General features: G+C 62.4%; 27 protein-coding genes. 13 read left to right on the top strand and 14 right to left on the bottom strand.

Translation table 11 applies throughout. The annotated features are described in order from the left end of the window. The first annotated feature begins 30 nt into the window (after window positions 1-30). The 4 genes from hrcA to ATN00_RS18350 all read left to right on the top strand — a co-directional run bounded on the left by hrcA (window position 31) and on the right by ATN00_RS18350 (window position 2,748). Entirely contained in the window at window positions 31-1,074 is a 1,044-nt protein-coding gene (hrcA, locus tag ATN00_RS18365) for a heat-inducible transcriptional repressor HrcA (RefSeq protein ID WP_062067435.1), read from the top strand. Then, the gene (gene grpE / locus ATN00_RS18360; RefSeq protein ID WP_062067432.1) at window positions 1,071-1,625 is read left to right on the top strand and encodes a nucleotide exchange factor GrpE; all 555 of its coding nucleotides are present in this window, start codon (window positions 1,071-1,073) and stop codon (window positions 1,623-1,625) included. The genes hrcA and grpE overlap by 4 nt, the downstream gene beginning before the upstream one ends. 206 nt (window positions 1,626-1,831) lie before the next feature. Further along, window positions 1,832-2,467: a PadR family transcriptional regulator gene (locus tag ATN00_RS18355; protein WP_031292409.1), complete on the top strand. Its 636-nt coding sequence runs from the start codon at window positions 1,832-1,834 to the stop codon at window positions 2,465-2,467. 2 nt (window positions 2,468-2,469) lie between these two features. Then, the gene (locus ATN00_RS18350) at window positions 2,470-2,748 is read left to right on the top strand and encodes a DUF2218 domain-containing protein (RefSeq protein ID WP_062067429.1); all 279 of its coding nucleotides are present in this window, start codon (window positions 2,470-2,472) and stop codon (window positions 2,746-2,748) included. Between the two features lie 30 nt (window positions 2,749-2,778). Here the strand turns inward: ATN00_RS18350 and ruvC are convergent, their stop codons facing one another. The 6 genes from ruvC to ATN00_RS18320 all read right to left on the bottom strand — a co-directional run bounded on the left by ruvC (window position 2,779) and on the right by ATN00_RS18320 (window position 5,329). Further along, window positions 2,779-3,270 (bottom strand): crossover junction endodeoxyribonuclease RuvC, encoded by a 492-nt coding sequence (ruvC, locus tag ATN00_RS18345; protein WP_062067426.1) that lies wholly within the window; start codon window positions 3,268-3,270, stop codon window positions 2,779-2,781. After that, window positions 3,267-3,494 carry a hypothetical protein gene (locus ATN00_RS18340; RefSeq protein WP_062067423.1) on the bottom strand — a complete coding sequence of 76 codons (228 nt, stop codon included), beginning with the start codon at window positions 3,492-3,494 and terminating at the stop codon, window positions 3,267-3,269. Before ATN00_RS18340 ends, ruvC begins: the two co-directional genes overlap by 4 nt. A 90-nt stretch (window positions 3,495-3,584) precedes the next feature. Further along, on the bottom strand, window positions 3,585-4,328 hold the full coding sequence (locus ATN00_RS18335; protein WP_062067420.1) for a YebC/PmpR family DNA-binding transcriptional regulator: 744 nt from the start codon (window positions 4,326-4,328) through the stop codon (window positions 3,585-3,587). A gap of 67 nt (window positions 4,329-4,395) precedes the next feature. Further along, window positions 4,396-4,722, bottom strand: coding sequence for a heavy metal-binding domain-containing protein (locus ATN00_RS18330; RefSeq protein WP_197413621.1), 327 nt, complete (start codon window positions 4,720-4,722; stop codon window positions 4,396-4,398). Window positions 4,723-4,746: 24 nt separating this feature from the next. Continuing rightward, a complete protein-coding gene (locus tag ATN00_RS18325; protein ID WP_062067418.1) occupies window positions 4,747-4,989 on the bottom strand; it encodes a DUF2312 domain-containing protein in 243 nt (80 codons plus the stop codon). Between the two features lie 40 nt (window positions 4,990-5,029). Then, window positions 5,030-5,329, bottom strand: a complete 300-nt coding sequence (locus ATN00_RS18320; protein WP_062067415.1) for a DUF1244 domain-containing protein — start codon at window positions 5,327-5,329, stop codon at window positions 5,030-5,032. Window positions 5,330-5,431: 102 nt separating this feature from the next. Between ATN00_RS18320 and pyk the strand changes: the two genes are divergently transcribed. Next, on the top strand, window positions 5,432-6,883 hold the full coding sequence (gene pyk / locus ATN00_RS18315) for a pyruvate kinase (RefSeq protein WP_082635250.1): 1,452 nt from the start codon (window positions 5,432-5,434) through the stop codon (window positions 6,881-6,883). Here the strand turns inward: pyk and ATN00_RS18310 are convergent. Together ATN00_RS18310 and ykgO are read right to left on the bottom strand one after the other, a co-directional pair. Then, window positions 6,867-7,508: an HAD family hydrolase gene (locus ATN00_RS18310; RefSeq protein ID WP_062067412.1), complete on the bottom strand. Its 642-nt coding sequence runs from the start codon at window positions 7,506-7,508 to the stop codon at window positions 6,867-6,869. The genes pyk and ATN00_RS18310 overlap by 17 nt on opposite strands. Window positions 7,509-7,559: 51 nt before the next feature. Then, window positions 7,560-7,685 (bottom strand): type B 50S ribosomal protein L36, encoded by a 126-nt coding sequence (ykgO, locus tag ATN00_RS18305; RefSeq protein WP_003046794.1) that lies wholly within the window; start codon window positions 7,683-7,685, stop codon window positions 7,560-7,562. Window positions 7,686-7,980: 295 nt separating this feature from the next. On the opposite strand from ykgO, the gene ATN00_RS18300 reads away from it, so the two are divergent. Next, window positions 7,981-8,577 (top strand): DUF4136 domain-containing protein, encoded by a 597-nt coding sequence (locus ATN00_RS18300; protein WP_062067409.1) that lies wholly within the window; start codon window positions 7,981-7,983, stop codon window positions 8,575-8,577. Beyond that, window positions 8,574-9,704, top strand: a complete 1,131-nt coding sequence (locus tag ATN00_RS18295) for a M14 family metallopeptidase (RefSeq protein WP_062067407.1) — start codon at window positions 8,574-8,576, stop codon at window positions 9,702-9,704. Before ATN00_RS18300 ends, ATN00_RS18295 begins: the two co-directional genes overlap by 4 nt. Before the next feature lie 101 nt (window positions 9,705-9,805). Here ATN00_RS18295 and ATN00_RS18290 read toward each other — a convergent pair whose 3' ends face one another. The 3 genes from ATN00_RS18290 to ATN00_RS18280 all read right to left on the bottom strand — a co-directional run bounded on the left by ATN00_RS18290 (window position 9,806) and on the right by ATN00_RS18280 (window position 13,129). Further along, entirely contained in the window at window positions 9,806-10,525 is a 720-nt protein-coding gene (locus tag ATN00_RS18290; protein ID WP_062067404.1) for a dienelactone hydrolase family protein, read from the bottom strand. Window positions 10,526-10,527: 2 nt separating this feature from the next. Next, complete coding sequence (locus tag ATN00_RS18285; RefSeq protein WP_062067401.1) at window positions 10,528-11,523, bottom strand: 50S ribosomal protein L11 methyltransferase; 996 nt, start codon at window positions 11,521-11,523, stop codon at window positions 10,528-10,530. Between the two features lie 277 nt (window positions 11,524-11,800). Next, a complete protein-coding gene (locus ATN00_RS18280; protein WP_062067398.1) occupies window positions 11,801-13,129 on the bottom strand; it encodes a methyl-accepting chemotaxis protein in 1,329 nt (442 codons plus the stop codon). A 175-nt stretch (window positions 13,130-13,304) separates the two neighbouring features. On the opposite strand from ATN00_RS18280, the gene sdhC reads away from it, so the two are divergent. The 5 genes from sdhC (at window position 13,305) to ATN00_RS18255 (ending at window position 17,504) form a co-directional block, all read left to right on the top strand. Further along, window positions 13,305-13,700 carry a succinate dehydrogenase, cytochrome b556 subunit gene (gene sdhC, locus ATN00_RS18275; RefSeq protein ID WP_062067396.1) on the top strand — a complete coding sequence of 132 codons (396 nt, stop codon included), beginning with the start codon at window positions 13,305-13,307 and terminating at the stop codon, window positions 13,698-13,700. Further along, on the top strand, window positions 13,700-14,089 hold the full coding sequence (gene sdhD / locus ATN00_RS18270; protein WP_062067393.1) for a succinate dehydrogenase, hydrophobic membrane anchor protein: 390 nt from the start codon (window positions 13,700-13,702) through the stop codon (window positions 14,087-14,089). The genes sdhC and sdhD overlap by 1 nt, the downstream gene beginning before the upstream one ends. Further along, a complete protein-coding gene (sdhA, locus tag ATN00_RS18265; RefSeq protein WP_062067390.1) occupies window positions 14,089-15,906 on the top strand; it encodes a succinate dehydrogenase flavoprotein subunit in 1,818 nt (605 codons plus the stop codon). The genes sdhD and sdhA overlap by 1 nt, the downstream gene beginning before the upstream one ends. Window positions 15,907-16,020: 114 nt before the next feature. Beyond that, the gene (locus ATN00_RS18260; protein ID WP_062067387.1) at window positions 16,021-16,518 is read left to right on the top strand and encodes a GNAT family N-acetyltransferase; all 498 of its coding nucleotides are present in this window, start codon (window positions 16,021-16,023) and stop codon (window positions 16,516-16,518) included. Between the two features lie 185 nt (window positions 16,519-16,703). Further along, complete coding sequence (locus ATN00_RS18255; protein WP_062067385.1) at window positions 16,704-17,504, top strand: DUF2189 domain-containing protein; 801 nt, start codon at window positions 16,704-16,706, stop codon at window positions 17,502-17,504. A gap of 48 nt (window positions 17,505-17,552) precedes the next feature. On the opposite strand, the gene ATN00_RS18250 is transcribed toward ATN00_RS18255, so the two are convergent. From ATN00_RS18250 to ATN00_RS18240, 3 genes are all read right to left on the bottom strand, one after another. Continuing rightward, window positions 17,553-18,428 (bottom strand): serine hydrolase domain-containing protein, encoded by an 876-nt coding sequence (locus ATN00_RS18250; RefSeq protein WP_062067382.1) that lies wholly within the window; start codon window positions 18,426-18,428, stop codon window positions 17,553-17,555. A 114-nt stretch (window positions 18,429-18,542) separates the two neighbouring features. Next, on the bottom strand, window positions 18,543-20,345 hold the full coding sequence (locus ATN00_RS18245) for an acyl-CoA dehydrogenase C-terminal domain-containing protein (protein ID WP_062067379.1): 1,803 nt from the start codon (window positions 20,343-20,345) through the stop codon (window positions 18,543-18,545). Between the two features lie 45 nt (window positions 20,346-20,390). Further along, window positions 20,391-20,801, bottom strand: a complete 411-nt coding sequence (locus ATN00_RS18240; protein WP_062067376.1) for a MerR family transcriptional regulator — start codon at window positions 20,799-20,801, stop codon at window positions 20,391-20,393. A gap of 108 nt (window positions 20,802-20,909) precedes the next feature. On the opposite strand from ATN00_RS18240, the gene ATN00_RS18235 reads away from it, so the two are divergent. Then, the gene (locus ATN00_RS18235; protein WP_062067373.1) at window positions 20,910-21,335 is read left to right on the top strand and encodes a DUF2946 family protein; all 426 of its coding nucleotides are present in this window, start codon (window positions 20,910-20,912) and stop codon (window positions 21,333-21,335) included. The last annotated feature ends 18 nt before the right edge of the window (window positions 21,336-21,353 follow it).

Below are 21,353 nucleotides of genomic sequence, written 5' to 3'. Positions count from 1 at the left end.
GGCGCGCCCGTCTTGCCTAGATAGGTGCCCATGGCGGTCACCCCGATCTCGGAATTAAATGAGCGCGCGCGCGACGTGTTCCGTCTGGTGGTGGAAAGCTATCTGGGCACGGGCCTTCCTGTCGGGTCGCGCACGATCAGCCGCATCGCCTCGCTCAGCTTGTCGCCTGCTTCCATCCGCAACGTGATGCAGGATCTGGAGGAACTGGGACTGCTGGCCGCACCCCATACCTCCGCCGGGCGGATGCCCACCGAAACGGGCCTGCGCCTCTTCGTGGACGGCATGATGCAGGCTGCGGAGCCTTCACAGGAGGAACGGCGCGCTATCGAGGCGGGACTGACGGAAAACGGCCCGATCGAAGAAGCGCTGTCCGCCGCGACGGCGACCTTGTCGGGCCTGTCCGCCTGCGCGGGCATCGTCATGGTTCCCAAGCGCGAGCCGGTACTGCGCCAGTTCGGTTTCGTGCCACTCAATGACCGTCAGGCGCTGGCCGTGCTGGTGGGGCAGGACGGCTCCGTCGAGAACCGCGTGCTCGACCTGCCCGAAGGCATCACGCCTTCCTTGCTGGCGGAGGCGGCCAATTTCATGTCCGCACGCTTCACCGGCCTGACCCTCAATCAGGCGGGGGACCTCCTCCGGCAGGAGTTGGAGAGCGAACGCAACGCGCTCCAAGGCGCGGCGCGTGAGTTGATCGAGCGCGGCATCGCCATCTGGTCGCAGGATGCCGACGACCGCCCCGTGCTGATCGTCCGTGGCCAGTCACATCTGCTGGACGATGGCACGGCGGCCGATCTGGAACGGGTGCGGCAATTGCTGGAGCAGTTGGAGGGCAAGCAGGAGATATTCGGCCTGCTGCAAAGCGCGCTGGCGGGCAATGCCACCAAAATCTTCATCGGTTCGGAAAACAAGCTCTTTTCCCTGTCCGGTTCTTCGGTCATAGCCGCCCCTTACCGGGGCGGCGATGGCCGGGTCGTCGGCGTGGTCGGCGTGATTGGCCCCACGCGCTTGAACTATGCGCGGGTGATCCCCATGGTGGACTTTACCGCCCAGACATTGTCGAGATTGATGAGATGAGTGAAGACAAAGAGAATATCGAAAATACCGAAGTCGTGGATCAGCTTCCCGAGGATGTGGCGCCCGCAGGCGACGGGGCGGAGGACCGCCTGACCGCCCTTGAAAATGAATTGGCGGCAGCGAAGCAGGACGTGCTTTACGCCCATGCCGAAACGCAGAATGTGCGTCGTCGGCTGGAAAAGGAGCTGGCGGACGCGCGGGCTTATGCTTCCACATCCTTTGCCCGCGACATGTTGTCAGTGGCTGATAATCTGGCCCGCGCGCTTCAGGCCATCCCCGCTGAGCTGCGGGAAGATGAAAAGTTCAAGGGACTGGTAGCGGGTCTGGAAGCTACGGGCCGTGAACTGGAAAGCGTGTTCGGCCGCAACGGCATCTTGAAAGTGGAATCGATCGGCCAGCCGCTCGACCCCAACAAGCATCAGGCGATGATGGAAGTGCCCTCCGCCGATGCGGAGCCGGGCACCGTGCTGGTGGAAATGCAGGCAGGCTACACCATCAAGGACCGCTTGCTGCGTCCCGCGCTGGTCAGTGTGGCGAAGAAGCCGGATTGATTGCACCCGTCACCGGGCGGTATCGGGATTTCAAGGAACGGCGCGGACATATTGGTTCGCGCCGTTTTTTGTGGTCGTTGGAACCGAAGGGGTCGGTACCTGGCTCTTCCGTCCGCATCTTAAACATAAAAGATATATCTTAAATCTTGCATGGCGCGATTTTTAAGATATATCTGGATGCATTACGAAATAGCAAAGAGATTAAGATGCATTTCCATATTTCCCATCGCGGTCATGGAGGCCGCTCTTCTCACCATGACGGGCGAGACCGGTTTGCCGGCCCCGACGGCTTCGGCCGGGCTTTTGGCGGCGGCGGCCGTTCCCGCTCCTTTGGTGACGATCCCTTCGGCGGAGACAGCCGAGGCGGGCGTGGCGGCGGGCGGAGGCGCCTCTTCACCAACGACATGTTGCAACTTATCCTGCTGCACCTGATCGCCGCCGCTCCGCGTCATGGCTACGACCTGATCCGCGAGATCGAAAGCTTGTCGGGGCAGGTCTATGCGCCCAGTCCGGGCGTGGTCTATCCGACGCTCACTTTGCTGGCCGATATGGGCCTGATCGCCGAACAGCCCGGCGAAGGCAGCCGCAAGCTGTTCGCCGTCACCGATACCGGAACGGCGCGTCTGGCCGAAAATCAGGCTGAGGTGAAGGCCATCCTGGAACGGCTCGCCCATCTGGCGAAGAAGGCTGAGCGCAGCGACGGCGCGCCCGTCCGCCGGGCCATGCACAATCTGGCCATGGCAGTCCGGGGCCGCCTTGAAAAGGAAGGGGCCGATACCCAGACCATGTTCGACGCGGCGGCCCTGATCGATGAGGCAGCCCACAAGATCGAAAGGCTCTGAGAATGACGCTCACCGCTCATGTGCCGACCGGCCATGCCAGCCGTTATCTGCAACAGCTGTGCAAGCATTGGGGTCACAAGTTCGAGACCGATTTCGACGCGCAGCAGGGCCGGATCGCGCTCCCGATGGGAGCGGTCCGCATGACTGCCGCGCCTGAAGCACTGACGGTCACGATCGAGCCGAAGGGAGATGCGGATGTAGAACAGTTCAAGCAGGTGGTGGTCGCTCATCTCGACCGTTTCGCCTTCCGCGAAGGGCCGCTGACCTTCGACTGGCAATAGGGCAGGGTAGGGCGGGATACCCCCTTGGTCCTAGCGCGTCGGTATCCGCCGCGCGCTCGCAAGGTGATGGGCGTGGGTGATCGCTACGGCGAGTGCGTCGGCGGCGTCCGCGCCCGCGATCTTCGCACCGGGCAGCAAGCGCGCGACCATGGCGTGCACCTGATCCTTGGACGCATTGCCCACGCCGACCACGGATTTCTTCACCAGCCGCGCGGCATATTCGCCCACGACCATGCCCGATCGCGCGGCCGCCAGCAGGATCACGCCGCGCGCCTGCCCCAGCTTCAGCGTCGATTGCGGGTTGACGTTGACGAACACCTCTTCGACCGCCGCGCCATCCGGGCGATGTTCAAGGATGAGGTCAGTCAACGCCATATCGAGCGCCATCAGCCGCGTCGGCAGCGGCAGTTCCGCGTCCGTCTTGATCTGGCCATTGGCGACATGGGCGAGGCGGTTGCCGTCCGCAACGATCAGCCCCCAACCCGTCGTGCCGAGGCCGGGGTCCAGGCCGAGCAGGATCATGCCGGCTGTTCCTCCCCCTCAACGGACGGATGGGATGCGCCCGCATCGCGAAGGCAGGCGGCCAGCTTCCCATAGAGATTGGGGTGATATCGTTTCGAGCGTGGGTCGTTGCTCACGGTGGATATGAACGCGCCCCTCGCCGCGACATGGATGTGCCCGCTGGCTTCATTGAACCAGATTCCCACATCCAGCTTTACCGTTTTCGGCTCCTGCCGTGCGCTCATTTTGCCCTCCACCAGCGAGCGGACAGCACTCCGCATGAGGAAGGCCACGCCAGAGCATGGCCCCTGTCAAAGAGGAAAAGTTTCCCGGCCTTAACCCAGCTTCTCCATCACCGCGTCGGGCACTTCATAATTGCCCCACACGGTCTGGACGTCGTCGTCATCTTCCAGCGTGTCCACCAGCTTGAGCAGAGTCGCCGCGCTGCTTTCGTCCACTTCCACCGTGGTTTGCGGCTTCCATGCCAGCTTGGCGCTTTCCGCCGGGCCGAGGGAGGCTTCCAGCGCCTTGGCGACCTCATGCAGCGCGTCCATCGCGGTCCACACTTCATGCTCGTCCTCGTTGGAGGACACATCCTCCGCACCCGCTTCCAGTGCCGCCTCGAAGATCGCGTCGGCATCGCCCGCGGTCGCCGGATAGGTGATGAGGCCCATGCGGTCGAAGCCATGGCTCACCGCGCCCGAAGCGCCCAGATTGCCGCCATTCTTGGAAAATGCCGTGCGGACGTTGGTCGCGGTGCGGTTGCGGTTGTCGGTCAGTGCCTCGACAATGATCGCCACGCCGCCGGGGCCATAGCCCTCATAGCGGATTTCCTCATAATTTTCCATGTCGCCACCCAGAGCCTTGTCGATGGCGCGCTGGATATTGTCCTTGGGCATGGATTGCGCCTTGGCCGCGTTGACCGCCAGGCGCAGGCGCGGGTTCATGTCCGGGTCGGGCATGCCCATCTTGGCCGCGACGGTGATTTCGCGGGACAGCTTGGAGAACATCGACGAGCGCTTCTTGTCCTGCGCGCCCTTGCGATGCATGATGTTCTTGAATTTGGAATGGCCAGCCACAGCCCGCTCCTGAAACTGTTGGTGCTAAGGAGCGCGCTCTCTAGCGTTCAGGACGCGTCCGCGCAACTTAGACGAGTATGGCGGTGCCGGAAGCCGACACCATCAGCATCGACCCGTTCGACCCCAGCACTTCATAGTCGAGGTCAACGCCCACAACGGCATTGGCGCCCAGCGTTGCCGCGCGCATCCGCATTTCGCCGATCGCCTGTTCCCGGGCGCGTTGCAGCACGTCCTCATAAGCGCCCGAACGCCCGCCCACGATGTCGCGAACGCTGGCGAACAGGTCGCGGAACAGGTTGGCGCCCACGATCACCTCTCCGGTGACGATGCCGAGATATTCCTTCGCCGGCCGCCCTTCCAGACGATTGGTGGTGCTGACGATGATCTCGGTCATGGGCGCTCTCCTGTTTCGCGGGCGTTATTCGATTCCCAGAGCGTTCTTGTATGTTTCCAGCAGCGCTTCGGCTTCCATGCGCGCGTTGCGCTCCATCTTGCGGAGCCGGACGATCGCCCGCATCGTCTTCACGTCATAACCATTGGCCTTGGCTTCCAGATAGACGTCCTTGATGTCGTCCCCGATGCCCTTCTTTTCCTCTTCCAGCCGTTCGATGCGTTCGATGAAGAGGCGTAGCTGTTCGGCGGCGACATTGCCATCGCTCATGGGAATCTCCGTGTGAGTGTGAATCGGTTGACGCACGCTCCTAATGGCTGTCGGCGTTCTTCGCCACACTCTCCTTCATCTTCTCGATCTGCTCGGGCGTCGCTTCCGCCTGATAGCGGTCCTTCCATTGGGTAAACGGCATTCCATGGATGATTTCCCGCGCCTGATCGCGGGTCAGGTTGCCATCCGCCTCCGCGATCCAGTCGGCGAGGCAGTTGCGGCAGAAACCCGCCGCGCCCATCAGGTCGATATTCTGGACGTCAGTGCGATGTTGAAGATGGGCCACCAGCCGCCGGAAGGCGGTTGCGGCAACGGCGTCGTTGAGTATGGTGTCGCTCACGGCGAAGCCTTTCGCTGATCTACACAATCCTGTCGTGCAGCATGGATAACCGATAACCGCGCCCAGGCAAGCCAGGGGCGACCCTATGCCCAGGAGAAGATAATGACAAGATTGCCGCCCCGCTCGCGCAAGGTCCGCATTCTCGCGACCCTTGGCCCGGCCAGCGACACGCCGGAGATGATCCGCGCGCTGTTCGTCGCCGGAGCGGACGCGTTCCGCATCAATATGAGCCATGGCAATCATGAGGATCACGCCGCCCGCATCGCCGCCATCCGCGCGCTCGAAAAGGAATATGGACGGCCTACCACCATATTGGGCGACCTTCAGGGACCGAAGCTACGCGTCGGCACCTTCGCGCGCGGATTAGCGGTACTCAAAACCGGCGCGTGCTTCATTCTCGACCGCGATGAAAAGCCGGGCGACGCCAAGCGGGCGAACTTGCCCCATCCGGAAATTTATGCCGCGCTGGTGCCCGAAACCCGGCTGCTGCTGGATGACGGCAAGCTGGTGCTGCGCGTCAAGGCAGTCTCGGACGATCGCATCGAAACGGTGGTGGAGGTCGGTGGCGCGCTGTCCAACCGCAAGGGCGTCAATGTGCCGGACGTGGTCGTGCCGGTGCCCGCGCTCACCGACAAGGACCGCCGCGATCTGGCTTTCGCGATCGAACAGGGGCTGGACTGGATCGCGCTCAGCTTCGTTCAGCGGCCGGAAGATCTGGCCGAAGCGCGGCGGCTGATGGGCGGTCATGGCGCGCTGATGGCGAAGATCGAAAAGCCCTCCGCCGTGCAGCGCCTGGAGGAAATCTTGGAACTGTCCGATGGCGTGATGGTAGCGCGTGGCGATCTGGGCGTGGAGTTGCCGCCGCAGGCTGTGCCGCCACTGCAAAAGCAGATCGTCGCCACCGCCCGCCGCATGGGCCGCCCGGTCGTGGTGGCGACACAGATGCTCGAATCGATGATAAAGGCGCCCACGCCTACCCGCGCGGAAGTGTCGGACGTCGCCACCGCCGTCTATGACGGGGCGGACGCGATCATGCTTTCGGCGGAAACTGCGGCGGGCGACTGGCCTCAGGAAGCCGTCGCGATGATGGACAGTATCGCGCACAGCGTGGAACGCGATCCCGGCTATTTCGCGCGGTTGCATTTCACCGAGACGCAGCCCGACGCCACCACCGCCGATGCGCTGGCGGAAGGCGCGGGCGGCATAGTTTCCGTTGTCGGAGCGAGCGCGATCACTTGCTACACCACATCGGGCAGCACGGTGCGGCGGGTGGCTCGCGAGCGGCCGCTCGTGTCGATACTCGCGCTGACGCCGCGACTCGACACGGCGCGGAAGCTGGGCCTCACATGGGGCGTTCATGCCGTGCGGACAAAGGACGTCGGCAATTTCGAGGAGATGATCGGCAAAGCCCGCCGCATGGCGCTGCGTCATGGCATGGTGGAAAAGGGCGGGAAGATCGTCGTGCTGGCTGGCGTCCCCTTTGGCACGCCCGGGTCGACCAATGTGCTGCACGTCGCCACTATTCGCGGCGATGAACTCAAAGGACGGGAATAGAGGGAAGGAGTCCCAGCGCGGCCAGTTCTTTCCGCAGTGTTAGTGCATCGCGAAACAGATGGCCGTGCATTCCCAAGGCTCGCGCGCCCGCCACATTCTCCTCACGGTCGTCGATGAAAAGGGTTTTGCCCGCCACTGCACCGAATCGCTCCAGCGCCAGCCGGAAAATGGCGGGGTCGGGCTTCACCATCTTTTCGACACCTGAAACCACAATGTCGCGAAAGGGTAAGAAGAAGGCCGCCTCCCGCGCATGGAAAGCCTGCCAGAACTCTGCGCTGAAATTGGTGATGGCGAACAGCGGGATGCCGCCTTCATGCAGGTCCGCAACGATCTGCGCCATGCCATCAACCATCGGTGTCACGCTATCGATGAAGCGTTCACCCCACAGGCGGATCAGGTCCGCATGGCCGGGATGCCGCGCGATCAGTTCCGCGCTGGTTTCCGCGAAGGAGCGGCCCGCATCATGCTGGAAATGCCATTCCGCTGTCACCACGTCGCGCAGAAATGCGTCAAGCGCCTGATCGTCGGGGATCAGGCGCTCGTAAAGAATCCTGGGATTCCAGTGATAGAGGACATTGCCGACGTCGAAGATGACGGCGGCGACCTCCGCCACGGCTTCAGTCATTGCATCGTTAAAACGGACAACCGGTGCCCACTTTTCCGCGCGATGCCTTGTTTAGCCCTGGCGAGCCTTGAAGCGGCGGTTGGTCTTGTTGATGACATAGGTGCGGCCGCGACGACGGATCACGCGGTTGTCCCGGTGACGGTCCTTGAGCGACTTGAGCGAATTGCGGATCTTCATGGAAGCCAGCCTTTGATGAATCTTTATGATCGGAAAATCGAAGCGCTGCCCCTATGGGCGGGAAGGGCGAAAGTCAAGGGTGAGCAGCCCTCTTTTCCCGCCATTCATCCTGCATGCAGCAAAGCCGTGGCTGATGCGTTAGAGTGATTTATCAGGCAGATGAAATCATCCGCCGACTCGGAAATGACAGTAAAAAGAAGAAGCCGATCCGGGTTCATCTGGAACCGGCCCGGCCCGGGAAGGAATCCGCCGCGTGGCAACGTGTCAGGGCATATATTTTGTTGGGAGTGCATCCATGCTGAAAAAGATCGTTCTTCCCTGCTGTCTCGCCCTGTCACTGGCTGCCTGCGCGACGGCTGTGCCGCCGGTGGAGGTGACGCGTTTCCATGTCGGCGATCCGGCGCACAGCGGCACCGTTGCGGTGGAGGAAATGCCCGGAAATCCAGATGTCAGCCTGGAATATCGCACCTATTCCAATGCGGTGCAGCAGGAATTGCAGAAGGTCGGCTTCACCCCCGCCGCCGAAGGCGCGAAGAGCGATTATGTCGCGCTGGTCGCCTTTCGGCGGGGCTTTCGGCCTACCGGCTATGACCGCAGCGGCAAGCCCGTCAGCGTCGGCGTAGGCGGCGGCGTTGGTAGCGGCGGCTATTCGGGCCTTGGCGTAGGCATCGGCATCAACCTGTCGGGCAAGCCCAAGGACATCGTGTCCACCGAACTCCAGGTGCAGATCCGCCGCCGCTCCGATTCGACCACCGTCTGGGAAGGCCGCGCCGTGACGGAAGCGCGCGAAGGCAGCCCCGCCGCGCAGCCCGGCCTTGCCGCCGGAAAGCTCGCGACAGCGTTGATCCAGGGCTATCCGGGCGAGTCAGGCCGCACTATAACCGTCAAATGACCATCTCTATTTCGAGCGCTTTCGACAGCGGCAATATTCGCCTTCTTTCTGTCAACGACATGCCGGCGGCTGTCCGCGCCACGCTGGAGATTGTCCGCGACAATCAGAGTGATTTCTATCAATGGTTCCACTTCCGCGTGGCGGGCGTCGCCGGACGGGACGTGGAACTGGCCATCACCAATTGCGGGTCATCGGCCTATCCCGATGGCTGGAAGGGCTATAAGGCGCGCTACAGCGAGGATCGGGAAAATTGGCTGCTCGCCGATACCGATTATGCGAACGGCACGCTCACCATCCGTCTCTCGCCGGATAGCAACGCGGTCTGGGTCGCCTATTTCGCGCCCTATTCGATGGAGCGTCATCATGATCTGATCGCCTGGGCGGCCTGCCAGCCGGGTGTCGTCCATCGCGAGCTTGGAGTGACGCTCGACGGTCAACCGCTCGATCTTTTGACGTTGGGGGACGGCCCAAAGCAGGTGTGGCTCTATGCCCGCCAGCATCCCGGCGAAAGCATGGCCGAATGGTGGATGGAAGGCGCGCTGGAACGCCTGACGGATGAGGAGGACGCCGTGGCCCGCCTGCTCCGCCAGAAAGCGACCTTCCACATCGTCCCCAACATGAACCCGGACGGCAGTCGGCGCGGGCATTTGCGTACCAACGCGGCGGGCGTGAACCTCAACCGCGAATGGCACGAACCTTTGATGGAGCGCAGTCCCGAGGTTTTCCTCGTCCGCGCGGCGATGGAGGAAAGCGGCGTCGACTTCGCGATGGACGTGCATGGCGACGAGGCCATTCCCGCCGTTTTCCTTGCGGGCTTTGAAGGCATACCGTCGATCACGGACCGGCAGTTGGGTCTGTTCCATCGCTATCGCGACACGCTGGCCGTGCGCACGCCCGACTTCCAGACGAAACGCGGCTATCCCATCGCAGGGGAAGGGAAGGCGAACCTGTCCATGTCCACCAACCAGCTTGCCGAACGCTTCGGCGCGGTGGCGATGACGCTGGAAATGCCGTTCAAGGACAATGATGACCTGCCCGACGCGGACTATGGCTGGTCACCCGCCCGCTCGATGCAGTTGGGCAAGGATTGCCTTGCCGTGCTGGCCGAGATGATCGACGAGATTTGAGTTTGTCCGTGGGTGCGTTAGGGATTTATCGCACGCCGTCATGCTAAACGAGTTCAGGTTGACGATGAAGTGACGGCCGTCACCGGTCGTTTGCCAATCGTTCAATCGAACAGATCGCTCAGGAAATCCTTCATCGCCCGGAAGCTGCGGTGGTCTGCATGCGGGCTATAGGCCATGCCTTTGTCGGGCATGTGCACCGACTTGTCTGTAAAGGCGTGGCCGGTCTGGCCATAAGCATGGATCTGCCAGTCGCATCCCGCCTCGGTCAATTCCGTTGCCAGCGCAACGGTTGCCTCAGGCGGCGCGATGGGATCGTCCCAGCCGTGACAGATCAACAGCTTCGCCCGGATGACTGCATTGGGAAAGGATGGCGCGTCATAGACGCCGTGAAAGCTCACCCCGCCCGCAATGTCGGCCCCGCTGCGCGCCAGATCCAGCACGCATTTCCCGCCAAAGCAGAAGCCCAGCGCCGCCGTCCGGGCAGCGTCCACCTCATCACGCCCCTTAAGCACATCATGCGCCGCGTTAATCCGATCGCGCAGCAGGGCGCGATCATTGTTCACGACATTCATATAGCGCCCGAAATCCTCGTCCGCCCGCGTCGTGCGATTGCCCTGCCCAAAGATATCCGCGACCAGCACGGCATAGCCCAATGCCGCGACCTCTTCTGCATAGACGAAATCCGCTTCCTTCGTTCCCATCACATTGGGGAACAGCAGCACGCCCGGCACGCTCCCGGTCGTGGCGTCATCGAACACGGCCATGCTTTCGAATAGGCCGCCCGGTCCTTCATGCACAATGGTCTGGCGTTGAATTGTCATGGTCAGATACTCCCAAACCCCCAAGCCTCGCCTCGTTCCGCGCTGTTGATGCGGCGCGGGCGCTTCCAACCGATCCGCGGCCGTTTGCGAAGCCGCAGCGTCGGCCAGTCGCCCCGGTCGCTCCGTTCGGCAAGCCGCATTCCCTGCGCCCGATAGGCCGCCAGCACCGCGTCGGCCTGTTCCTTCAATAGTCCCGCCAGCACGATCGTTCCACCTTCTTCGACCAGCGCGCAGAGCGATGGCGCCAGTTCGATCAGCGGCCCCGCGAGGATGTTGGCGATCAGGAGGTCATAGGGCGCGCGCCCTGTGATGACGGGATGGTCCGCGCCCGCCGCCATGCACAGGATGACCTGACCGGCAACCGCGCCCAGCCGCACGCCATTGGCCCGCGCATTGTCCGCGCTGACCTCCACTGCGACCGGATCGATATCCGAAGCCGTCGCCTGGGCGCGCGGCCACAGGCGCAGCGCCGCGAAGGCGAGCAGTCCTGTGCCCGTGCCGATATCGGCGACGTTGCGGAACCGCATCCCTATGCGGTGCATTCGGTCCAGCATCATCAGACAGCCCGAGGTCGTCTCATGCTGGCCCGTGCCGAAAGCGCGGCTGGCTCCGATCAAGAAGTTGACATGGCCGGGCAGTTCGGGATCGCCGGGCAGGTTGCGGACATGAAAGCGCCCGGCAGTGACAGGTTCCAGCCCCTGCTGGCTCAGCGTCACCCAATCTTCGTTGGGCAGTTGCTCGATCGCGGGCCTGATGCGCGTAGCGCTTGGCACCAGCGTCCGCAACAACTTCACCGCGGCGGCGCTGGGCTTGCCCTCGAAATAGGCTTCCAGTCGCCAGCTATCGTCATTGTCCGGCTCCGCCTCGCTGGTCATCAGCACCGGCGGCCGATCCATCATCGAGAAGGCGGCAATGTCGCTTTCCAGCGCCTCGGCCTCGGCGCGGGTGCAGGGGAGCGTGACTTTCCAGCTTTGGACGAGATCGGCGGTATCGTTCATGCCGCCGCCTTACTGCACGGATAAGGGGAGGGGAAGTATTGGGCGTATGGAGTCCGCAGACTTATGTTTCATGTGGCGGGTTTCGGCCATTTATGGACATAACCCACATCCGTTCGTCCTGAGCAGCCACTGAGCTTGTCGAGGGGACGTATCGAAGGACATGAGGGATGCGCCAGCCTCTTCGATTTCGCTCGGCCCCTATCCAGGATGAACAGGGAAGGAGGCGGATAGTCTCCAATCCACCTATAATCCTCATTCAACCAGCCGTCTCCGCTCCTTAAGCGACCTGCCGGCTGAAGTCCGACGATGCGACCCGCAGGCCCGACAACTTGCCTTCCACCGTCATGAAGCCGCGTTCAAGCTGGTCGATTTCCGATGCGACCACTTCGGTGTCCTGCCGGATTGCCGAAATGGTGCTCGACATCGAATCGGCGGCAAGGGCGGTCTCGTCCACGGCTGCCGTTATCATGGTCACGGTCTGGGCTTGCAAGTCCATGGCGTGACGGATGCGCTGGGCGCTGGTCTGCACCTCGCCCACCGTGTCGCGGATGCGTTCGTTGGTCTGGACGGACTGGCTGGTCGATGTCTGAATGTCGGCGATCTTGCCTGCGATTTCATCGGTCGCCCGGGCGGTCTGGTTGGCGAGGCTCTTCACTTCCTGCGCGACGACGGCGAATCCGCGCCCTGCGTCACCCGCGCGCGCCGCCTCTATTGTGGCGTTGAGCGCAAGCAGATTGGTTTGCCCCGCAATGTCGCGGATCAGGCCCAGGATCGATTCGATCGACTTGGCATGTTCGGAAAGGGTTGCGGACATGGTGACGGCGTCGCTCGACTGCTGGGCGGCCCGCTGCGCCACATCCGCGGCGCTTTCCACTTCGGCGCGGGCATCGTCGATGGCGCGGATCAGTCCGGCGGAGGTCTGCGCTGCGTCCCGCATGGCGAGCGCCGACTGCTCGGCGGCGGCGGCGACCTCGGATGCCTTTCCCAACATGCCGCGCGTGGCGGCGGATGCGTCCTTGGCCTGTTCGCGTAGCGATTCGCCCAGATGCGACGCGCTGTCGATTTCGGCGACGATTCGCTGTTCGAACAGGGCGCCAAAGTGCATCCGCTCGGTGCGCCGGGCATCGGCGATGTCCTGCGCCATGGCGTTGCTCATCATGCCGATGCTCATCATGGACATGCGGTTGACCGTCCGCAGCAGCCTTTGGCAGCGCGGCCTGTCGTCCCAGATGCGGTCGCAGACAAGTTCCGCGATCTTTTCATCGCCGCGCGCGATCGAAGCCAGCACCGCGGCCACGGGCAAGTCATGCTTGCTCGCGTGGCGGGCGCAAGCGGTCGCGATGTTACCCCATTCCCCGGCATCGAAGCGCAACAGCTTTTCCCGCACATAGTGACGCGTGCTGACCTCGATCTTACGCAGTGCTTCTGGCGACAGATGTTCGGTCAACTTCGCTTCGGCCGCATAGGTATTGAAGAATGTCTGCGCGACGATATCGAGGGAATCTTCGATCAACCCATATATTTCCAGCGCTTCAGGCCCGATGGTGGGGTCCAGTTCGGCCAGGTTGTCGGCCTGGATGATCCAGCTGTTTGCGGCAGACGACATAGAATAAGGTGTCCCTGAATGGTGCGCGATCACATCTCGGCCTGCATAGCCCGCTTTGGTTAATCGATCCTTTATCCCAGCTTTCGTGCGCCACGTTCCGCCGTGCCTTGCCCTTCGCCGCGTTCGCTCTTAAGGGGGGCGGAACCAGGGACAAAGATCAGGGACACGGGTAGACATGGCGCGATCCACCAGCCGGCCGCTCTCGCCGCATATGACGATATGGAAATGGGGGCCTGCCATGGCCATCTCCATCCTGCACCGCATCACCGGCAATGGCCTCGCCATCGTCGGCGCGCTGGGGCTGGTCTGGTGGCTGCTTGCCGCGGCGACCGGGCCGGAAGCCTATGCGACCTTCCTCAAATGCGCGACTTCGCCGATCGGCTATATCGTCATGATCGGCCTGACCTGGGCATTTTTCCAGCATCTCTTTTCCGGCCTTCGCCACTTCGTGCTCGATATGGGCGCGGGTTACGAGCTGAAGACGAACAAGAGCTGGTCGATCGCCGCGATGATCGGTTCAGTCGTCGTGACGGCGCTTGTCTGGGTGTATATCTGCGGGGGTAAGTTCTGATGGGAACAGGAACCGGAATCGGCCGCGTTCGTGGCCTTGGCTCGGCGCGGCACGGCGCGCATCACTGGCTGGCGCAGCGTTACACCGCCGTCGGCAACCTGCTGCTCGTCCTGTGGCTGATCTTCAGCTTGCTGACGCTGCCCGGCCTCGATTATGAAAGCGTGACGCACTGGATCGCCAATCCGCTGGTCGCGGTGCCGATGATGCTGATGATCGTCAGCATTTTCTGGCATTTGCGTCTTGGGATGCAGGTGATGCTGGAGGATTATGTCCATGACAAGGGCCTTGCCTTCCTGTCCGTTCTTCTCCTGAACTTCTACGCCATTGGCGGCGCGGCCGCCGGCATCTTCGCGATTGCGAAGATAGCCTTCATGGGAGCTGCCGCATAATGTCGACCGAAGCCTATAAGATCATCGACCACACATATGACACCGTGGTTGTGGGTGCGGGCGGTTCGGGCTTGCGCGCGACCATGGGCAGCGCCGAAGCGGGCCTCAAGACCGCCTGCATCACGAAGCTGTTCCCAACCCGCAGTCACACCGTGGCGGCGCAGGGCGGCATCGCGGCGAGCCTTGGCAATAACTCGCCCGATCACTGGACCTGGCACATGTATGACACCGTCAAGGGGTCGGATTGGCTGGGTGACCAGGATGCGATTGAATATATGGTGCGCGAAGCACCCGCCGCCGTGATCGAGCTGGAACATGCCGGCGTGCCTTTCAGCCGCAACGATAATGGCACTATCTACCAGCGGCCCTTTGGCGGCCATATGCAGAATATGGGCGCCGGTCCGCCGGTGCAGCGCACCTGCGCCGCCGCGGACCGCACTGGCCACGCCATGCTGCACGCTCTGTATCAGCAGTCGCTGAAATATGACGCGGACTTCTACATCGAATATTTCGCCATTGACCTCATCATGGAAGATGGCCCGAACGGCAAGGAATGCCGGGGCGTCATCGCCATTTGCCTGGAGGATGGCTCCATCCACCGCTTCCGCAGTCAGGCGGTTGTGCTGGCGACGGGCGGCTATGGCCGCGCCTATTTCTCCGCCACCTCGGCGCATAGCTGCACTGGCGACGGCGGCGGCATGGTGTTGCGCGCCGGCCTGCCTCTGCAGGATCTGGAGTTCGTGCAGTTCCACCCGACCGGCATCTACGGCGCGGGTGTGCTCATCACCGAAGGCGCGCGCGGCGAGGGCGGCTACCTCACCAACTCCGAAGGCGAGCGTTTCATGGAGCGCTATGCCCCCTCGGCCAAGGATCTCGCCAGCCGCGACGTGGTATCGCGCTCCATGGCGATGGAAATGCGCGAAGGGCGCGGCGTCGGCCCGAACAAGGACCATATTTTCCTGCACCTCGATCACATCGATCCCAAGGTGCTGGCGGAGCGTCTGCCGGGCATTACCGAAAGCGGCAAGATTTTCGCGGGCGTTGACCTCACCCGCCAGCCGCTGCCTGTGACGCCAACCGTCCACTATAATATGGGCGGCATCCCCTGTAACTATCATGGCCAGGTGGTGACAAAGGTCGGCGACGATCCCGAAGTCGTGGTGCCGGGCCTCTATGCGGTCGGCGAAGCGGCCTGCGTGTCGGTCCATGGCGCGAATCGCCTCGGCTCCAATTCGCTGATCGACCTTGTCGTATTCGGCCGGGCGACCGGCTTGCACCTCAAGGAAACGATCAAGCCTAATGGCGCGCATCGGCCGCTGCCCAAGGATTCGGCAGATCTGGCGCTGGGCCGCCTCGATCACTTCCGCAACGCCAAGGGCGGCTCGTCCACCGCGAAAATCCGCCTCGAAATGCAGCATACCATGCAGAAGCATGCTGCCGTGTTCCGCGACAGCGCGCTGCTGTCCGAAGGCGTCGCCAAGATGACGGAGGTCAACAAGCGGCTTCAGGATGCATCCATCGCGGACCGCTCGCTGATTTGGAACACCGACCTTATCGAGACGCTTGAGCTCGACAATCTGATGTCGCAGGCCGTGTGCACCATGGTCAGCGCGGAAAACCGCAAGGAAAGCCGTGGCGCCCACGCGCATGAGGATTATCCGAACCGCGACGACGAAAACTGGATGAAGCATACGGTCAGCTGGTTCGAAGGTTGGGGCGGCAATGGTGGCAAGGTCAGCCTCGATTACCGTCCGGTCCATGACTATACGCTCACCGACGAGGCGGAATATATCAAGCCCAAGGCACGCGTTTACTGATCGCCTGCAAAGGCTGAAGAACGCAAAGGGGGCGGGCCTGCAGCTCGCCCCCTTTCCTTATGCGCGCCGTCAGAGTGTGTTGGCGTCGTCTCTTTGGTGGGCTAGACGGTAAGCATGGAAATACGATCTGAGCGCCCCTCCGATGAAATGGCCATTCGCCATCTCGTGACGGCGTCGTTTGCCGGCGCTCTCCACAGCAGCGGCACGGAAGCCGCCATCGTCGAAGCGCTGCGCGACGCCGGCGCCCTTACATGCTCGCTCGTAGCTGAAGAGGATGGTGCGATCGTGGGCCATGTCGCCTTCTCGCCAGTCAGTATCGACGGTGTCGCCGGGCGATGGTTCGGGCTGGGCCCTGTCGCCGTCCGTCCCGACCGGCAGCAGCGCGGCATCGGCCAAAAGCTGATTGCCGCTGGGCTGGAGCAATTGCAAAAATATCGGGCGCAGGGATGCGTGGTCCTGGGCGATCCTGCTTATTATGGCCGTCTCGGTTTCGAAAGCGATCCCGCGCTACACTATCCCGATGTACCCGCCGAATATTTTCAGCGCCTCAGTTTTGATGGCTCCGCGCCGTCCGGGACGGTGGCCTATCATCCAGGCTTTGCCGCCGGATAGGGTCGCGCCTCCAACCCTTGCCCCTTCCCCCCGCAAGGGTGTATCATGCCGGTCATTGGCCATGAGGCGGTCCTCATGCCGAGATGGCGCTTGCCGAAGACGAAACTGGATGAATGGCCCAGCGCGTCCCGACTAAGGACAAATGAATCAACGCCCTGCATGGTCACCCCTTCGGGAGAGCGACCATGGCAATAGTGCATCCAACTCCACTGGCATCCGCCCAGGAAAATTATGAAATCCGGGCCCTCGATCTGGGCGACATTCGCATTGCGCTCAAACAGGGCTGGGAGGATTTTCAGGCAAAGCGCGGCGATCTGGTCTTTGTCGGCTTCATCTATCCCATCGTGGTTCTGCTGGCGATTTTCTCGGTCAGCCGGCTGTCCATGCTGCCCTTCATTTTCCCACTGGTGGCCGGATCGGTCATGCTGGGTCCGCTTTTCGCCAGCGGCTTTTATGAGTTGGCGCGGCGGCGCGAGGCAGGGCTTGATACGCGGTGGCGGCATTTCCTGGATGTCGTGCGTGGTCCGTCCGCACCCGCATTGTTCGACCTTGCGAGCGTCACGGCGGCGCTGTTCATGGCATGGATCGCGGCGGCCTGGTTCATCTATCAAGGAACTATGGGGCGTCTTGGGCCGGACGCAGTCAGCTCTGTCGGCGCATTCCTGCATTCGGTTTTCACGACCCCGGAAGGCTGGAGCATGATTGTCTTCGGTAATCTGGCAGGCCTTTGCTTTGCCATCGCCACACTTGCGGTCAGCGCCGTGTCTTTTCCCATGGTGATCGACAAGCCGGTCAGCTGGGGCGTGGCGCTCCGCACGTCTGTTCGCGTCGCCCGGCGCAATCCCGTGACGATGACGATCTGGGGCCTCATCGTCGTTGCGCTGTTGGTGCTGGGCGCACTTCCGGCGCTAGTGGGATTGGCTGTGGTGCTGCCCGTGCTCGGCTATGCGACATGGCACCTCTATACGCGGGCCGTAGTGCGTTAGGGGCATGGGTCGCTCTCCAGAGTCCGTCCGGTCGAGACAGGGCGGACTCTAAAGCGACAGGAGCATGGGACGGGCTTCTTCCAACGCTTTTTGCCCGTCACCCGGATTGCCGTCGAACAAGGCAACGACAACGTGTCGGCCGCGCTTCAGCACGATGGCATAATTGTCCTTGAACAATCCGAAATGGGACAAGCCGCCCCGCGACACTTTCCATCCCAATCCGTAATAGGACGCCCCGGCATACAGCGGCCTTTCCATGATGCGTGGGTTCGTCGGCTGGGCAGCGAAATGCCAATAGGTCATCGCCGTGCCGGACCATCCGCCCGCCGGTCCCAGCCAGCCGTCATAGCGCATGTTGCGCGTCGCCGGGATCAACCTGCGCGCGGCGTCTTCAAAGGGCAGGCCCGATCTGCGTTCGACCAGAGCGCCCAATATGCAATAGCCGATATTGGAATAGGCCTGCCGCGTGCCCGGTTCGAACTGTTTGGGCGGCGGAGGAATATCGACGCAGCGATTGTTGGTCTGGCGCTGGGTTACAGGGTCGCCAGCCATGGCCCGATCCCACCCGCCCGCATGATGCATCAGGTTGCGAGGCGACGTCCCCGCAACTGCTTCGTCCAGGGACAGGACATGCCGGTTCGCCAGTTCCATGACCATCGCCGCGGTGATGGGTTTTGACAGGCTGTAATAAGGATAGATTTTGGCTGGATCGGAATGGATGGTCAGCGTTCGCGGTATTTCATCCCGGTCGCCATAGGCGATGCTGACCGATGTCAGCCCATGTCGGGTCATGAAAACCGTGAGCCGCTGGCGGGGATCGAAGGCGCCGGAAAACAGAATGGCGGCATAGGCGAGCAGAACCAGCAATAGCGACAAGACGACGGGCAGGAATGTTCCGCCCGATTGTCCGCCCCCTTGCATCATGGCTGCGGACAATCGAGTCCGGATGCCGGGAAGTCAAATGGAAAGAGGGAGGGCGCAGCCATCCGGCCGCGCCCTTCCATTGCCCGACAGCAATTTTTTTCTCCGGCCAAGCGATCAGGCGGTCAGGAACATCTCCGGGTCCAGCGCCATCAGGCTGTCCGCGCCGCCTTCGATCTTGCGCCGCAGCGCGCCCGCATCCGGCATGATCCGTTCGGCGAAGAAGCGCGCCGTCACAAGCTTGGCCTCCAGGAACGTCGCGTCCCCTTCGTCTGCTTCCAGCAGGCCGTTCGCCGCCTTCGCCATGCGGAGCCACATCAGCCCTGTCGCCACGATCCCCATGATATGCATGTAGTGATGCGCTGCTGCCCCGGCATTGTCGGGGTTTTTCATGGCGTTCTGCATCAGCCACATGGTCGCGGCCTGCAATTGCTGGGTCGCCTTTTCCAGCGCCTCGGCAAAGCTCACCAACTTCTCCACGCCCTTGGCCTCGGCGATTTCGCCCGTCACGATCTTCAGGAAAGCTTGCATGGCTCGCCCGCCGTTCATCGGCAGCTTGCGACCTACAAGGTCCATCGCCTGAATGCCGTTCGTGCCTTCGTAGATCTGGGCGATCCGGGCGTCGCGCACATATTGCTCGACCCCGTTTTCCCAGATGTAGCCATGGCCGCCGAACACCTGCTGGCAGGCAACGGTCACGTCGAAACCCTTGTCCGTGCCGTATCCCTTGATGACCGGCGTCAGCAGCCCGATCAGATCGTCTGCAAGCTGGCGCTCCTCCTCGGTCGCGGCGTGGTGCGACAGGTCCACCTGCAAGGCGCCCCACAGGATCAGGGCGCGCAGCCCTTCCGTCAGCGCCTTGGCTTCCATCAGCATCCGGCGCACGTCGGGATGGACGAACAGCGTGTCGGCTTTTTCCTCTGGCTCCTTCGGTCCCGTCAGGGCGCGGCCCTGCCGCCGTTCCCGCGCATAATGTACCGCGTTCTGGAAGGCGATTTCGCCCTGGCCAAGGCCTTGCAGACCCACGCCCAGACGCGCGGCGTTCATCATGATGAACATGGCGGCCAGGCCCTTATTTTCCTCGCCCACCAGCCATCCGGTCGCGCCGTCATAGTTCATGACGCAGGTGGCGTTGCCGTGAATGCCCATCTTGTGCTCGATGGAGCCGCAGGACACTGCATTGCGATCCCCCAGCGCCCCGTCATCCTTGACCAGAAACTTGGGCACCACGAACAGGGAAATGCCCTTGGTTCCTTCCGGCGCGTCGGGCGTCTTGGCCAGCACAAGATGAATGATGTTTTCCGACAGGTCATGCTCGCCCGCCGAAATGAAAATCTTGGTGCCCGTGATCGCATAGCTGCCGTCGGCAGCGGGGACGGCCTTGGTCTTGATGAGGCCAAGGTCGGTGCCGCATTGCGGCTCGGTCAGGTTCATCGTGCCGGTCCATGTGCCCGCCACCATGTTGGGCACATAGGTCGCCTTGAGCGCGTCGCTGCCCTTCGCCAGCAACGCCGCGATCGCGCCCGTGGTCAGCCCATGGTACATTTCGAAGGACTGGTTGGCCGACAGCACATATTCGTTGAACGCCGTCGCCAGCACCGTGGGCATGCCCTGGCCCCCGAACTCGGCAGGCGCGTGCAGCGTCGTCCAGCCGCCCTCGACGAACTTCTCATAGCCTTCCTTGAAGCCGGTCGGCGTCGTCACGCTGCCATCCGGGTGCCAGGTGCAGCCCTCCTTGTCGCCCACCATGTTCAGCGGAAACAGCACTTCGGCCGCTATCTTGCCGCCCTCAGTCAGGATCGCTTCGACCAGATCAGGGGTCACATTCTCAAAACCCGGCAGATTGGCATGGCGATCCAGCCCCACGACATGGTCGAGGACGAAACGGGTGTCGCGAACAGGCGCGGAATAGCTGGGCATGATCTTCTCCGAACATTTTGTTCTGTTTGCAAAAGGGGTGGGGGATCAGTCTCTGGCGATCGTGGCGATGAAGTTCGACAGTTCCATAATGGCCGCGTCGATATCGTCCTTTTGCCGGGTGAGCAGGTCGATGCGCGCTTTGCACTTGGCTATAGTGACGCGCCGCTGCGCTTCATGTTCCTCATCGGCGTCATAAAGATCGATCATCTCGCGGATGTCGGACAGGCTGAAGCCCACGCGCTTGCCGCGCAGAATCCACGCCAGCCGCGCCCTGTCTCGCCGCGAATAGATGCGGGACAGTCCTTGCCGCTCGGGCGATATCAACCCTTCATCCTCATAAAAGCGCAGCGCGCGTGCGGTGACGCCGAATTCATCCGACAGATCGGTGATGCTATAGGTCTGCCGATCATCCTGATCCGGTAATTCGATGCCGGCAATGCTGGTTCGTTGATCCATATCGGCTATCTATAATCACTTTACGTTTACGTCAAGGTTAGGATGTCGTGCGCCTTGGGCACTTTGTCCTGATGACAGCAGCCTTTGTCTTCGTTAGAGGCGCGGACGATGTTGGGGGCAATCAGACAATCGGATAATGCACGGGGCCTGTTGGCTGCGCTGGCATTGCTTGTCCTTGCCATACAGCTGCTCGCGCCTTCGGGTTTCATGCCGGTGCGGACGGCAAAGGGCATCGTCGTGACGCTCTGTTCCGGCACTGGCCCGGTCAAGGTCATGGTGCAGCGCGACTCCGTGGCGCAGGGCCGGATGAAGCAGCAGCATCACCAGCCCGCCGATGACGGCATGATGCAGCAGCATTGCGCCTTCGCTGGAGCCAACGCCACGCCAACGGTTCCGCCGCTTGCGCTGGCGGACGTTCCGCTGCCCGCGTGGCAACTGGCGTTCGGGCCGATCGCCTTCGCGCTCAAAACGGGTTTCATCGCCCGGCTGGCCGCGCCGCCACCGCCGTCTTCAGGACCGCCGTCCCTCTTCTGAAATCCATGCCGCTGCGCG

Source organism: Sphingobium baderi (assembly GCF_001456115.1).
Taxonomy (GTDB): Bacteria; Pseudomonadota; Alphaproteobacteria; order Sphingomonadales; family Sphingomonadaceae; genus Sphingobium; species Sphingobium baderi_A.
Note: the sequence above shows the minus strand (reverse complement) of the source record. Positions and strands in the feature narration are given on the sequence as shown.

Excerpts from the sequence above, each read along its gene's own strand:
- ykgO (WP_003046794.1), bottom strand. The coding sequence starts at position 7,685 with ATGAAGATCCGCAATTCGCTCAAGTCGCTCAAGGACCGTCACCGGGAC.
- ATN00_RS18290 (WP_062067404.1), bottom strand. The coding sequence starts at position 10,525 with ATGACAATTCAACGCCAGACCATTGTGCATGAAGGACCGGGCGGCCTA.
- ATN00_RS18310 (WP_062067412.1), bottom strand. The coding sequence starts at position 7,508 with ATGACTGAAGCCGTGGCGGAGGTCGCCGCCGTCATCTTCGACGTCGGC.
- ruvC (WP_062067426.1), bottom strand. The coding sequence starts at position 3,270 with ATGATCCTGCTCGGCCTGGACCCCGGCCTCGGCACGACGGGTTGGGGG.
- ATN00_RS18300 (WP_062067409.1), top strand. The coding sequence starts at position 7,981 with ATGCTGAAAAAGATCGTTCTTCCCTGCTGTCTCGCCCTGTCACTGGCT.
- ATN00_RS18340 (WP_062067423.1), bottom strand. The coding sequence starts at position 3,494 with ATGAGCGCACGGCAGGAGCCGAAAACGGTAAAGCTGGATGTGGGAATC.
- ATN00_RS18295 (WP_062067407.1), top strand. The coding sequence starts at position 8,574 with ATGACCATCTCTATTTCGAGCGCTTTCGACAGCGGCAATATTCGCCTT.
- pyk (WP_082635250.1), top strand. The coding sequence starts at position 5,432 with ATGACAAGATTGCCGCCCCGCTCGCGCAAGGTCCGCATTCTCGCGACC.
- sdhD (WP_062067393.1), top strand. The coding sequence starts at position 13,700 with ATGGGAACAGGAACCGGAATCGGCCGCGTTCGTGGCCTTGGCTCGGCG.
- ATN00_RS18350 (WP_062067429.1), top strand. The coding sequence starts at position 2,470 with ATGACGCTCACCGCTCATGTGCCGACCGGCCATGCCAGCCGTTATCTG.
- sdhC (WP_062067396.1), top strand. The coding sequence starts at position 13,305 with ATGGCGCGATCCACCAGCCGGCCGCTCTCGCCGCATATGACGATATGG.
- ATN00_RS18250 (WP_062067382.1), bottom strand. The coding sequence starts at position 18,428 with ATGATGCAAGGGGGCGGACAATCGGGCGGAACATTCCTGCCCGTCGTC.
- grpE (WP_062067432.1), top strand. The coding sequence starts at position 1,071 with ATGAGTGAAGACAAAGAGAATATCGAAAATACCGAAGTCGTGGATCAG.
- sdhA (WP_062067390.1), top strand. The coding sequence starts at position 14,089 with ATGTCGACCGAAGCCTATAAGATCATCGACCACACATATGACACCGTG.
- ATN00_RS18255 (WP_062067385.1), top strand. The coding sequence starts at position 16,704 with ATGGCAATAGTGCATCCAACTCCACTGGCATCCGCCCAGGAAAATTAT.
- hrcA (WP_062067435.1), top strand. The coding sequence starts at position 31 with ATGGCGGTCACCCCGATCTCGGAATTAAATGAGCGCGCGCGCGACGTG.
- ATN00_RS18325 (WP_062067418.1), bottom strand. The coding sequence starts at position 4,989 with ATGAGCGATGGCAATGTCGCCGCCGAACAGCTACGCCTCTTCATCGAA.
- ATN00_RS18245 (WP_062067379.1), bottom strand. The coding sequence starts at position 20,345 with ATGCCCAGCTATTCCGCGCCTGTTCGCGACACCCGTTTCGTCCTCGAC.
- ATN00_RS18285 (WP_062067401.1), bottom strand. The coding sequence starts at position 11,523 with ATGAACGATACCGCCGATCTCGTCCAAAGCTGGAAAGTCACGCTCCCC.
- ATN00_RS18355 (WP_031292409.1), top strand. The coding sequence starts at position 1,832 with ATGCATTTCCATATTTCCCATCGCGGTCATGGAGGCCGCTCTTCTCAC.
- ATN00_RS18280 (WP_062067398.1), bottom strand. The coding sequence starts at position 13,129 with ATGTCGTCTGCCGCAAACAGCTGGATCATCCAGGCCGACAACCTGGCC.
- ATN00_RS18260 (WP_062067387.1), top strand. The coding sequence starts at position 16,021 with ATGGAAATACGATCTGAGCGCCCCTCCGATGAAATGGCCATTCGCCAT.
- ATN00_RS18240 (WP_062067376.1), bottom strand. The coding sequence starts at position 20,801 with ATGGATCAACGAACCAGCATTGCCGGCATCGAATTACCGGATCAGGAT.
- ATN00_RS18235 (WP_062067373.1), top strand. The coding sequence starts at position 20,910 with ATGTTGGGGGCAATCAGACAATCGGATAATGCACGGGGCCTGTTGGCT.
- ATN00_RS18330 (WP_197413621.1), bottom strand. The coding sequence starts at position 4,722 with ATGACCGAGATCATCGTCAGCACCACCAATCGTCTGGAAGGGCGGCCG.